Here is a 12,015-nt window from a genome sequence, read left to right as displayed (position 1 = left end):
TGAGCACGGTGCGGGCCTGCAGGACTGCGAAGGTGACCGGTGGGCCCTCGGTGGTGGTGGTGCCGGGGACGTCGGTCTCGGCGCTCCCGTCGACGGTGAAGGTGGCGCCCCAGGTGACGGTGAGGGAGGCGGTGTAGGTGCCCGACCGGTAGCTGTGCTCGATGCTGTGGGCGGGATAGGGGGCGCCGGGGTCGGTGGTGGTGATCGGGCCGCCGGCGTCGCCGGTGTGCCAGGTGAACTGTTCGGCGGTGGCGTCGATGACCACGGTGAAACCGCGGATGTCGACGGTGAAGGTCTGGGTGGTCGGGGAATCGGTGTAGAAGATCACCGGCAGCCCCGTGAGGCCGTTCCCGGGCGGCTGGTGCCGGGTCATCAGCTGCGGCAGCGGCAGACGCTGAAAGTAGCGGAACACCTCGGCGCCTGATGGCGGCGGATTCAGATCCGTAATGTCAACACAGGCGCTGCCATCGGGAATCCAGCCGGCGAACGGCGTGCCTACCGGGGTGCCAGGCACAGGCACGGAGCCCTCGACTGCTACTCCGTCCCCCTGAGCGAGCCGCTGGCGCTGGACGACTCGGAACTCGATGAGCCGCCCCTCGACTCGCGGGCACACGCGCTGAGAGCGAGAGTCGCAGGAAACGGTGGCAGCGTCCTCGGCTGTACAGGGAAGTTGAAGGCGCCACCTGAAGGGTGGCGGGTCGGACGGCGGCGTGTTGGTTGCCCGCCTCACGCTTGTGTCATCCGGGGGTGACAGGTACTGCGCCTCAACCGCGATGCCGGCGTCATCGAACTCGGTGTGTACACAAGCTCTGCCCAGGCAGTTGGGGTCGTGGTTCGCCAGGGCCGGAAAAGCTTGGCTGATGAGCAGAATCAAGGAGAGGCCCAACAACCCGACTACTCGGCACGGGCCGGTCACTAGACGTTCCACTGGATCAACACCCACGTTGACCGGTCATCGTCCCACCGGAGGACCCCTCCTCCGCCGGTGGACTGGCTGCCCGGATAGGTACGACCCTCGATTGGCTCGCCGCCGACCGTCGCAGTGATGGATTCCTGTGCGACGTCGAAAACGACATCCGCTTCCAGCCCGCGCAGATGCGGCGCGGTACTGGCGACGATGCGCATTTCTCCGCCCGCGATGGCCTCGCCACGCGAGGCGGTGAGCTCCAGCTGCTCCGCCAGTTGGTCGCAAGCTTCACAGCCCTGACTCAGTTCACGCATGGAAGTGGTGTTGAGCGTCCGCAGAGCGCGGTTGTAGATCTCGACGTAGTACTCGGTAAACGCCTGGGCACCTTGCGCCGTCTGCTCCCGGGCCTCGTCGGGCATCGGCATGTCCGCCGGCCCCAGGGGCGGGAGCGCCTCGGTGGTCGGGGCGGCGGCCGTCGTCGGCAGGGTGGTGCTGGCCTCCTGCCTCTCCGAGCACCCCGTCAACAGCACGGTGCCGGCCAGCACGCAGCCGAGCGTCGTCCGGATCAGGCCCCCACGGAGATCACGCACAGCGGGAGACTACGCAGAGTTCGGCGGCATCCGGTTCCGTAACTGTGGACAGCCCGCCCGCGCCACCGGATCGGGTGTTGCCCCGGTGTGCGGGACCTGCCTACCGCCGATGACGACGCCGGGTGACCGCCAGTGCTTCAGTCCCGGGTGATCCCGGGGGAGCGCTGCTCGGGGAGCCGTTCCCGCAGCGGCTCGGCGGGCTCCTTCCCGGAGGGCAGCAGCGCCCAGACGTGCTTGCGGCCGGGCCGCCGCTCCCAGCCGTAGTCGGTGGAGAGCTGGGCGACGAGGTGCAGGCCCATGCCGCCGAGCGCGGGATCCCGGTCGACCGCCGGCACCGGCGGCCGGTCGGGGGCCTCGTCGCTGAGGTCGAGCAGCCAGCCCGCGGGCCCGGCCACCACCAGTGCGCGCACGTCGCCCCCGCCGTGCCGCAGCGCGTTGGACGCCAGCTCCTCGAACACCAGGAGCAGCCCGTCCCGCGCGTCCTCGGTCGAAGCGGCGGAGACCGACGGGTGGGCGATCCGCGCGCGGAGGTCGGTGCGCACCCGGGACACCACCTGCATCGCCTCGAGCTGCCAGTGCCAGACATCACCCGGGACGGACGGGACGGGCGCGCACGGCCACGCGTCGTGGCCCAGCTCGTCGGCCATCTCGTCCTCTCGCGTCTGCTCCGAACGCACCGCCGGGACCGGGCCCCGGCCGCACCATCCTGACCGATGCGGACGCCGCGCGCGAAGGGGGGCGGGCCGTGCGCCGCTGACCAGGCACACTGTGCCGGTGGACGACGTGCTGCGGGAACTCACCAGGGTCAGCCTGGGCGGGCGGGAGCTCGCCGACGTGCTCGGGGAGATCACCGCCATCGCGGCCCGGGCGATCCCCGGCGCCGAGTCCGTCTCCACCACGCTGATCCGCGGCGACAAGCCGTTCACGGCCGCCTTCTCGAGCGAGATGGCCCTGGCCGCCGACGAGCTGCAGTACGAGCAGGGTTACGGGCCTTGCGTCGACGCCGGTCGCGGCGGCGTGGTGCTGCGCATCGACGACATGCACACCGAGCAGCGCTGGCCCGACTACGTCGCCAGGGTCGTCCGGGAGACGAATGCTCGCAGTTCGCTGTCGGTGCCGCTGCCCTACCAGGGGTCGAGCATCGGGGCGCTCAACGTCTACTCCTCGGAGCCGGCGGCGTTCGCGTCGCCGGACTCGCTGGCCGCGGGTCTCGCGGTGGCGGAGACCATCGCGGTGGCCGTCGCCAACGCCGACGCGCACGCCCAGCTCGCCGACCAGGCCCGCAACATGCGGATCGCCATGGAGTCGCGTGCCGTCATCGAGCAGGCCAAGGGCGTGCTCATGGCCGAGCGGCACGTCGACGCCGAGCAGGCGTTCGAGATCCTGCGGCAGGCCTCCCAGCGCTACAACCGCAAGCTGCGCGACATCGCCGCCGGCATCGTCGCGGGCACCCAGACGCACCGCTGATCAGGCGTCCAGCCGCGCCAGCCGGGAGACCAGGAACTCCACGGCGGCGCCGCTGTCGACCGTCTCGGCCACCTCGACCGCGCTCGCCGAGCGCGAGACCGCCCGCCGGTCGACCAAGGTCTGGCCGCGGCCCGGGCCCGGCGTGGTGTCGACGACGACGTCGCGCCGCACCGTGCCCAGGGTGCCCGGCGCGATCGCCTCGGTGAGGGCGAGGGCGTCGTGCACCACGACCCCCGCGGCGCCGTACGCGTCCCGCGAGTGGTCCAGGTACTGCTGGAGGATCGCCGCCGCGCTGCGACCGACCGGCCCCGCCCCGGCGAAGCGGGCGATGCCCTCCTCGGTGAGCACGGTGGGCAGGGTGACGTCCAGGCCGACGAGCACCGTCGGCACCGAGGAGGAGAGCACGACCTGGGCCGCCTCGGGATCTGACCAGATGTTGAACTCGGCGGCGGCGGTGACGTTGCCGCCGCGCCCGGCCGAGCCGCCCATCACCACGAGCCGGCCGATGCGTGCCGCGGCCTCCGGGTGCGCGGCCAGCAGCAGCGCGATGTTGGTCAGCGGTCCGATGGCGGCCACGGTGACGGGGGTGGGGGAGGCCGTCAGCAGCTCGGCGAGCGCGACGACCGCGGGGCGGGGGTCCACCGCCGACGGCGAGGGGGGCAGCTGCACGCCGCCCAGGCCCGCGGCGCCGTGCACGTGCCCGGCCCGCTCGGGCTGGGGGTGGACCAGCGAGGCCCGCGCGCCGGCGGCGACCGGCACGTCGGAGCGCCCCGCGAGGTGCAGCACCCGCAGGGCGTTCTCGGTGACCTGCGCCAGCTCCACGTTGCCGTGCACGGTCGTGACCAGCTGCAGCTCGACCTCCGGGCTGGCCAGGGCCAGCAGGATGGCGAGGGCGTCGTCGATGCCCGGGTCGGTGTCGATCACCAGCGGGGTGCGGTCGGTCACCGGCGCATCCTCGCAGCCGCATCGCCCGAGCCGTCCCGGGCCCCGACACGCCGGTCGCACCGCGTCGTCCCGAGGTGACCGACGGCCCGGAACCGCCGTTCCACGCTCGCGGAGCGCCGTCGAATCGACAAGGACATGCGCCGGGCGGGGGGTGACCGACCGGCGCGGAGGGCCTGGGCAACGGTTCGGTCACGCGGCTCCGGAGGGGTGTCGGAGGAACCGGTCCGCGGGCCCGCCGGTCCCTACTTTTCTCCTTGTCCGCGGCACCTTCCCCTGCTGCGGACACGACTTCGGGAGGCGACATGAGCAGCAGCCGGCAGGCCTTCGGGCCGGCATCCGCAGCCGTGCGCGCCGACCGCTCGCTGCACGAGCCGGCCAGCACGCTGCTGGGCCTCATCGACGTCCTGGACCGGGCGGACGAGGCGCGTCCCCGCTCCCGCCCCCGCCCGGCCGCGCACCGGTCGGCCCGGCCCGCCCCGCTGCGGTCGGTCCAGCCGGCACCGGCGCCCCGGGTCGCCGTGCCCCCGACGCCCACCCCGCGGGTCACCGTGGTGCCCGAGCGCGTCCGCGAGCCCCTGGGCGGGCTGCGCGGCATCAGCCGGCGGATGGCGCTGTGGGGCGCCGGTGACCAGGGCCAGAACCTGGCCTGGCGCACCCCGGCCCCGCCCATCCCGGCCCCCGGCCGGCGTCGCGCCGCGCTGCGGGCCTTCACCCGCCGGATGGCGCTGTGGGGTGCCGGCGAGCAGGGCCGGCACCTGGCGTGGGGCCGGCCCGCCTCGCCGGTGCTGCGCGACCTCGATCCCCCCGTGGTGCTGCGCGAGCTGCCCAGCACCCCCTCGATCCAGCCCGTGGCGTCTTCCCCCGCCGCGGCGCTCCTTCCCGCGGGACCGGCGTCGTCGCCGGGGTCGCGAACCGGTACGGCCGCACCTGACGCGACCGCCCGTCCCACCCCCCACCCGGGTCCCACGGACCCCGCGGCACGGAGCCGGCCACGCATCGGCGGGCGTGCACCGCGGGACTGGCCGTCCCCGGGTCGGTACGGGGCGCGGTCCACGCCGCCGTCCATCCCGGTCCGCGCCCTCGCACCGATGCACCGGGCACCCCGGGTGCCGGTACCGAGATCCCCGCAGGGATCCGGTGGAGCCGGGGCGCGGGGTGATCCGCCCCCCGTCCGCGGCTCCCCGCGACGAACCTGGCCCGCGGACGGCACCGACCCGGCGCCGTCCACCGTGCGGGCACCCTCGTCGCACCCCCGCCCGGCGCCGTCGGCGTCAGGCTGATCCTGCAGCGCGACCACGGCACCCAGCCGCGGCACGCCGTCCCACCGCTCTCCCGTCGAGCACGCCGGAACCGGCCACCCCCTTCCCCGGGTGGTCGCGGACCGTCGACCCGGCCCCTGAGCACGTCCTCCCCCGGCCGACCTCGGCCGCACCTGGCCCACCCCCGACGGTGCCCCTCCCGGCACCCGCACGCCTCGCCGCTCCACCGATCCGGCCTCGACCTCCCGCCGGCTGCTGCTCCCGCACGCAGCGCGCGGACCCTCCAGGGAGGCGCGGATCGCGGACGGCGGGCGACCGCGGGTCCGGCGAACCGTCCGGCGTGGTGGACGACAGGCCCCTGCCGGTACCCGGCGGCGCGACCCCTCTCGCGACCACCCGGGTCTCTGACCGGCCGGTGCCTGGCCGGCTGCGGTGTGGCGGGCCACCGGTCCCCCCGGCCGGCAGGGATGCGGACGTCGCCCGGGACCGGGTCCGCGATCCCCGGCCGGTGCTCCGGGACGACGCGACGGACGGCGCCGCGGAGTCCGTGGGCACGCGCCGGTGGACGGGTACCCCGTCCGCTCCCTCCCGCCGGACGGCGGGCGCCCGCCGGAGCGGGCCGGACCCGTGGTCGATCCGGCCCCGCCCGGGCGCCCGCCCCGGGCCCCGCGGACGGTGGTGCACCCGGCGCTCCACCGGTGTGACAGGCTCTCCCCCTGGCCGTGGCCGGAACAACCGTGCCGCCGGCCACCTGCGGACCGTCTGTGGAGGGGAACCCACGTGACCGCCGCCGAGCGCCCCGACGGCCCGGCCCCCCACGGGACGGCGCCCCACGGGACGGCGCCCGGCGCGGAGCGCCGCGTCGACCTGGTCCGCGCGCTCGCCGGCGAGGCCCTCGGCTCCCGTAGCCTCCAGCGCCTCACCGACCTCGCCACCCGGTTGCTGGACTGCGCCTCCGTCCAGGTCTCGCTCGTCGGGGAGGTGCAGACCGCGGTGGCCGGCACGGGGCTGCCGCCGGGCGGGATCGGGGCCCGGGTGCCGCTCGACCGCTCCCTGTGCGCCGTCGCGGTGAGCGAGGATGCGCCGCTGGTCGTGCCGGACACCGCCCGCGACGCGCGGCTGGCCGGCCGCGATCCCGTCCGGTCCGGGGAGGTCGCCGCCTACCTCGGCATCCCGGTCCGCGCCACGGGCGGTGAGCCGATCGGCGCGCTGTGCGCCTTCGAGCCGCGGGTGCGGGAGTGGACCGACCGGGACGTCGCCCTGCTGCGGCAGCTCGCCGACTCGGTCAGCACCGAGCTCCAGCTGATGGCGCTCACGGCGGAGTACGAGGCGCACCGGGTGCGCTTCGAGCTGGCCATCGACGCCGCCGGCATCGGCAGCTTCGACTGGAACCTGGAGACGGGCCGGCTGCTCTGGGACGACCGGCTGCTGGCCCTGTTCGGCTACGAGCGGGCCGACTTCGACGAGACGATCGACGCTTTCGTCTCCCGCGTGCACCCCGACGACCAGGAGCGGACGACCGAGGCATTCCAGGCGGCCATCGAGGGGCGCGGTGACTACGACGCCGAGTTCCGGGTCGTCCTCCCCTCGGGGGAGACGCGCTGGGTGCGGGGCCGCGGCCGGGTGGTCTCCGACGACGGCGGGACCGCGGTGCGGCTGCTCGGTGCTGCCTTCGACACGACGCCGCAGCGCCGGGAGGATGTCCGGATCGCCCGCCTGCTGGACGCGATGAAGGCCTCATTCTTCTCGCTGGACCGGGAGTGGCGCTTCACCTACGTCAACGCCGAGGCCGAGCGGGTGCTGGGTGCCTCCCGCGACGACCTGATCGGCGGGGTGGTGTGGGACCTCTTCCCGGCCGCCGTGGGCAGCGACTTCGAGCGGTACTACCGGGCCGCGGTGGACACCGGTGAGGAGCAGTTCTTCGAGGCGTACTACCCCGCGCCGCTGGGCGCTTGGTTCGAGGTGCGCAGCTGGCCCACTCCCGACGGGCTGTCGGTCTCCTTCCTCGACGTCACCGAGCGGCGGAGGGCGGAGGAGCAGGCCCGCCGCAGCGCCGCCCGCATCGCGCTGGTCGCGCACACCACGACGGCCATGGGGGCGTCGCTGGACACCCGGCCGCGCGAGGAGGAGGCGCTGCAGCGGGTCGCCGAGCTGCTCGTGCCCGAGCTCGGCGACTGGTCGATCCTGAGCCTCACCGACGAGGACGGCCGGATGCGCGACGTCGCCAGCTGGCACCGCGACCCGGCGCTCAGGGCCACCGCCCGCCGCTACGCGGCGTTGCGGCTGGCCTCGATCTCGCCCGACGCCCCGGTATTCAGGGCGCTGGCCACCGGGCATGTGATGGTGGTGCCCGACGTGGGCGCGACCGTGGGCCGCACCCTGCCCGAGGGCGAGGTCAGTGACGCGTTCCGGGAGCTGGCGCCGCGGTCGGCGCTGGCGCTGGCGCTGGCCGTACGGGGCCGCACGCTCGGGGCGCTGAGCGTCTACCGGTCCGCCGATCGGCCGGTGCCGGACCAGGAGGACGTCGCGACGGCGCGGGACGTCGCCGGGCGGGTGGCGCTGGCGCTGGACAACGCCCGGCTCTACGAGCAGCAGCGCCGGCTGGCCGAGGGGCTGCAGCGCAGCCTGCTCACGGCACCGCCCCAGCCGGGCCACTCCGAGATCGTGGCGCGCTACCACCCGGCGGTGGCGGTCGCGGAGGTCGGCGGTGACTGGTACGACGCCTTCCAGCAGCCCTCGGGCGCGACGGTGCTGGTCATCGGTGACGTGGTCGGGCACGACACCGAGGCGGCGGCGGCCATGGGGCAGCTGCGCGGGATGCTGCGCGGCATCGCCTACCGCGACATCGGCCCGGCCGGGGTGCTCACCGACCTCGACCTCGCCATCCGGGGTCTGGGCGTGGGGACGCTGGCCACCGCCGCGGTCGTGCGGGTCGAGCAGAGCGACGAGGAGTGCACCGCGGGAGTGACCCGGCTGCGCTGGTCCAACGCCGGCCACCCGCCGCCGCTGGTGCTGCGGCCGGACGGCCGGATCGAGGAGCTCGCGGGGGAGCGGGCCGAGCTGATGCTCGGGGTGGAGCCGGCCACGCGGCGCACCGAGACGGTCGTGGCGGTGCCGCGGGGCACGACGCTGCTGCTGTACACCGACGGCCTGGTGGAGGGGCGCGACCTCTCGCTCGACGAGGGCACCTCCCGGCTGCGATCGGCGCTGGCCGAGCTGGCCGACCGGCCGCTGCCCGAGCTGTGCGACGCCCTGCTGGAGCGGTTGCGGCCCGAGGGGCTGCAGGACGACGTCGCCCTCGTGGCGGTCCGCCTGCACCCGCAGGGCTGACGCCGGCCGGCTGCGCTCAGCGGCGGAGCAGCGCCCAGACGTGCTTCGCGCCGGCCTCGGCGTACCAGCCGTGCTCGGCGGCGAGCTCGGCGATCAGGTACAGCCCCAGCCCGCCGAGGCTCGGGTCGCGGCCGACGGCCGGCGTCGGCGGGGTCCGGGCGGCCTGGTCGGTCACCTCGAGCAGGTAACCGTCACCGGTCGTGTGCAGCGCCGCCCGCACCTGCCCGCCGCCGTGGCGCAGCGCGTTGGACGCCATCTCGTCCAGGGCCAGGACCAGCTGGTCGAGGAGGTCGTCGAGGCCGGCCCCACCGATCCGGGCACGGACCTGCGCCCGCACCCCGGGCAGCTCGGCGACGTCGTGCAGGTGCCAGACGACGAGCGGCTCGGCCGCGGGCGGGTACGCCGACGGCCAGATCGTGCCGGCCGCCTGCCTCGTCACGCCTCTGCTCTCCTCGGTTCCCGGCCCCGGAGCACGAGGGCCTGACCGTTCGCTATCGGCCGCAGCGGGGGCTGCTAAACCTGATGTCGCGCAGGTCACACCTGATCAGCCGACGAACACCGGGGACCAGTAGCCGGTCTGCACGCTCGCCGTCACCGCGAGCGCGCACACCGCGACCGCGGCGACGACGAACCAGACGTCGCGCCGGTGCAGCACGGAGCCGCGCGCGTTGCTGCGGGGGACCCCGGAGTCGAAGCCGCGGGCGTCCATCGCCGTCGCCAGGCGGGAGCCGCGGCGGACCGCACCCACGAGCAGCGCGAAGCCGATGCCGGCCAGCAGCCTGACCCGTGCCACCGGGTTGCGCCCGGCCTCGACCCCCCGCGTGCGCCGGGCCAGGCGCAGCGCCTCGAACTCGGCGACGAGCAGCGGCGCCAACCGGAGCGCGGCGAGCGCGCCGAAGGCGAACCGCGGCGAGAGCCGCCAGTGCACGGTGAGCGCGTCGGCCAGGCGCACCGGGTCGGTACTGGCGACCAGCAGCACGCCCGGCAGGGCCAGGCCCACCACGCGCAGCGCGAGGCCCGTGCCGGTGACCAGCGAGGCATCCTCGGCCAGCCAGACGTTGACCAGGCCCACGCTGACGGCGCCGAACAGCATCGGCCAGGTGCGCACCCACACGGCACGGGGGGAGGTGAGCCCGGCCGCGGGGAACAGCGCGAGCTCGAACAGCACGACGACCGCCGGGGTGACCACGTCCAGGCTGGTGAGCAGGACGAGGGTGACGACGGCCATCGCGGTCAGCTGGGCCACCGGGTTGATGCGGGACAGCGCGGTGTCGGGGGCGGGCCCGAGCGCGAGCGAGGCGGTCATCCCAGCGCCACCCGCGCGTCGGCGAGCGCGGCCACGAGGTCGGCGTCGTGGGTGACCGCCGCGATCGCGCACCCCCGGGCCCGCTGCTCGGCGAGGAGCGCCACCACCTCGCGCCACGTGCCGGCGTCCTGGCCGAACGTGGGCTCGTCGAGCACCAGCACCCGTGGGGCGGTCGCCAGGGCGGTGGCCACGGACAGCCGGCGCTGCTGCCCGCCGGAGAGGGTGTAGGGGTTGGCGTCGGCGAAGGCGGTCAGCCCGAGCCGCTCGAGCAGGTCCTCGGCGGTGCGCCGGGCCGCCTCGGCGTGCTCGCCCGAGCGCAGCGGTCCCAGGGCCAGCTCGTCGCGCAGCCGGCCGGTCAGGAACTGCTGCTCCGGGTGCTGGAACACCGTGCCGATCCGGCTCACCAGCTCCCCGGCCCGCCACCGGTGCGGCTCCCGGAACCCCTTGCGCACGTCGCCGGCCAGCTCGGCCGCGGCGGCCACCCGCCCGGTGGTGGGTGCCCGCAACCCGGCCAGCAGCAGCGCGAGCGTGGACTTCCCGGTGCCGTTGGGCCCGGTGACGGCGGTGACACGGCCGGCGTGCAGCTGCAGGTCCGTGGGCGCCAGCGCCGGCTGCGCGGTGCCCCGGTAGGTGTAGCCGGCCGCCTCGGCGGCCAGGAGGACCGGTCCGTCCACCGCGGGCGGGAGCCGCAGCCCCGCCGTCCGCGGGACCGGCCGCCAGCCCGGGTCGTGGGCGACCAGGCCACCGGGGACCAGCTGCACCACCCGGTCGACCAGCGGCAGCCAGGGGGCGGCGTCGTGGTCGACGACGAGCACGGTGGCCGAGCGGTCGGCGGTGGCGCGGGCGACCGCATCGCGGACGAGCGCCGCCCCGTCGGGGTCCAGCTGGGCGGTGGGCTCGTCGAGGAGCAGCAGCCCGGGCCGCCGGGCCAGCGCGCCGGCGAGCACCAGCCGCTGCTTCTCCCCGCCGGACAGCGCCTGCGTCGCCCGGTCGCGGCCGTACCGGAAACCGACGGCGGCCAGCGCCGCGTCGACCCGCGGCCAGATCTCCGCCGGTGGCAGGCCGGCGTTCTCCAGCCCGAAGGCGACGTCGTCGCCGGCGCGGGTCATGACCAGCTGGCTGTCGGGGTCCTGCGCCAGCAGGCCGAGCCGGTCGCGGGCGGCCCGCGGGTGCGCGCCGCCGACGGTCAGCTCACCGGCGACCTCGGTGCCCTCGTCGTCCAGGATCCCGGCGAGCGCGGCCAGCAGCGTGGACTTGCCCGCTCCCGACGCGCCGGTGAGCAGCACCCGCTCCCCGGGCTCGACGACGAGGTCGACGCCGGTGAGCGCCCAGGCCCGCCGCGAGGCGTGCCGGACCCCCAGCCCGCGCGCGACGACCCGGGCAGGACCGGGTGCCCCGGACGCTCTGCCGCTGCTCCCAGGAGGCACCAGAGGCAGAGCGTCGCGGGTACCGCGCCTGGGCACCCGCGAGGTCAGACCCGCTCGCGACCCGCGGCGAAGGCACCGAGCGCCCCCGTGCGGGCCAGCGCGCGCACCAGCAGCAGGCCGACGACCCCGGCGAGCAGCACGCTGGAGAGCACGGTGAAGACGGTGTAGGGCACCTGGTAGGTCAGGAAGCCCAGCTCGCTGTAGTAGAGCGAGTTGTCGAGGATCGCCGTCGACAGCCCGGCGGTGACGCCGGCCAGCAGGGCCGTGCCCCACCCGAAGCTGCGGTAGCGGGTGAGCAGGAAGCCGAGCTCGGCGCCCAGGCCCTGGACCAGGCCGTACACGACGATGATGCCGCCGTAGGGGGAGCCCATCAGCAGGCTCACCGCCGCGGCCAGCGTGGAGGCGAACGTCGCCGCCCCCGGCTTGCGCACCAGCAACCCGGCCACCACGCCCGGCATCAGGTAGACGCCGTTGAGGACCGCCGACAGCGGCGGGAAGAAGTCCAGCGGTTCGGCCAGCACGCCGAAGACGAGGTTCCAGGCCCAGAAGACGACGCCGAAGGCGACGCCCAGGACGGCGGTGACGACGATGTCGACGGTGCGCCAGCGGGCGGTGCGGGGCTGCGCCCCGGCGGTCGCGGCGGACGACGGGCGGACGGCCGGTTCGGCCATTGTCTTTCCTCCAGACTCCCTGCGCCGGCATGACCCGGATCAGGTTCGAGGGTCTGCGGTGTCCCGCACTCTCAGCGCCGAAGCGCTCCCCTGCTGTTGATGGATGTGTTCAG

10 protein-coding genes, 1 pseudogene and 1 riboswitch are annotated in these 12,015 nt (G+C 75.5%); of the genes and pseudogenes, 3 read left to right on the top strand and 8 right to left on the bottom strand.

Translation table 11 applies throughout. From position 1 onward, the window contains the following. From BMW62_RS19350 to BMW62_RS19340, 3 genes and pseudogenes are all read right to left on the bottom strand, one after another. A pseudogene (locus tag BMW62_RS19350) lies at positions 1-412 on the bottom strand (hypothetical protein); the annotation flags it as partial. Between the two features lie 503 nt (positions 413-915). Further along, positions 916-1,497, bottom strand: coding sequence for a DUF6318 family protein (locus BMW62_RS19345; protein WP_091934490.1), 582 nt, complete (start codon positions 1,495-1,497; stop codon positions 916-918). A gap of 137 nt (positions 1,498-1,634) precedes the next feature. After that, positions 1,635-2,144, bottom strand: a complete 510-nt coding sequence (locus BMW62_RS19340) for an ATP-binding protein (protein ID WP_091934487.1) — start codon at positions 2,142-2,144, stop codon at positions 1,635-1,637. 127 nt (positions 2,145-2,271) lie between these two features. Between BMW62_RS19340 and BMW62_RS19335 the strand changes: the two genes are divergently transcribed. After that, a complete protein-coding gene (locus tag BMW62_RS19335) occupies positions 2,272-2,964 on the top strand; it encodes a GAF and ANTAR domain-containing protein (RefSeq protein WP_091934513.1) in 693 nt (230 codons plus the stop codon). Here the strand turns inward: BMW62_RS19335 and BMW62_RS19330 are convergent, their stop codons facing one another. Then, entirely contained in the window at positions 2,965-3,909 is a 945-nt protein-coding gene (locus BMW62_RS19330; RefSeq protein ID WP_091934485.1) for a nucleoside hydrolase, read from the bottom strand. A gap of 302 nt (positions 3,910-4,211) precedes the next feature. Here BMW62_RS19330 and BMW62_RS19325 point away from each other — a divergent pair, with 302 nt between their 5' ends. Both BMW62_RS19325 and BMW62_RS19320 read left to right on the top strand, forming a co-directional pair. Beyond that, on the top strand, positions 4,212-5,189 hold the full coding sequence (locus BMW62_RS19325) for a hypothetical protein (protein ID WP_091934482.1): 978 nt from the start codon (positions 4,212-4,214) through the stop codon (positions 5,187-5,189). Positions 5,190-5,948: 759 nt separating this feature from the next. Next, the gene (locus tag BMW62_RS19320) at positions 5,949-8,498 is read left to right on the top strand and encodes a SpoIIE family protein phosphatase (protein WP_091934480.1); all 2,550 of its coding nucleotides are present in this window, start codon (positions 5,949-5,951) and stop codon (positions 8,496-8,498) included. A gap of 16 nt (positions 8,499-8,514) precedes the next feature. Here the strand turns inward: BMW62_RS19320 and BMW62_RS19315 are convergent, their stop codons facing one another. From BMW62_RS19315 to BMW62_RS19300, 4 genes are all read right to left on the bottom strand, one after another. Then, the gene (locus tag BMW62_RS19315) at positions 8,515-8,937 is read right to left on the bottom strand and encodes an ATP-binding protein (protein WP_091934477.1); all 423 of its coding nucleotides are present in this window, start codon (positions 8,935-8,937) and stop codon (positions 8,515-8,517) included. Between the two features lie 105 nt (positions 8,938-9,042). Then, the gene (locus tag BMW62_RS19310; RefSeq protein WP_091934475.1) at positions 9,043-9,804 is read right to left on the bottom strand and encodes an energy-coupling factor transporter transmembrane component T family protein; all 762 of its coding nucleotides are present in this window, start codon (positions 9,802-9,804) and stop codon (positions 9,043-9,045) included. After that, on the bottom strand, positions 9,801-11,231 hold the full coding sequence (locus tag BMW62_RS19305) for an ABC transporter ATP-binding protein (RefSeq protein ID WP_091934472.1): 1,431 nt from the start codon (positions 11,229-11,231) through the stop codon (positions 9,801-9,803). The genes BMW62_RS19310 and BMW62_RS19305 overlap by 4 nt, the downstream gene beginning before the upstream one ends. Before the next feature lie 44 nt (positions 11,232-11,275). Further along, positions 11,276-11,902, bottom strand: a complete 627-nt coding sequence (locus BMW62_RS19300) for an ECF transporter S component (protein WP_091934469.1) — start codon at positions 11,900-11,902, stop codon at positions 11,276-11,278. Further along, positions 11,901-12,004: riboswitch (TPP riboswitch) on the bottom strand. It overlaps the preceding gene by 2 nt. Positions 12,005-12,015: the final 11 nt, after the last annotated feature.

This window comes from Blastococcus sp. DSM 46786 (assembly GCF_900109665.1).
GTDB lineage: Bacteria > Actinomycetota > Actinomycetes > Mycobacteriales > Geodermatophilaceae > Blastococcus > Blastococcus carthaginiensis.
Note: the sequence above shows the minus strand (reverse complement) of the source record. Positions and strands in the feature narration are given on the sequence as shown.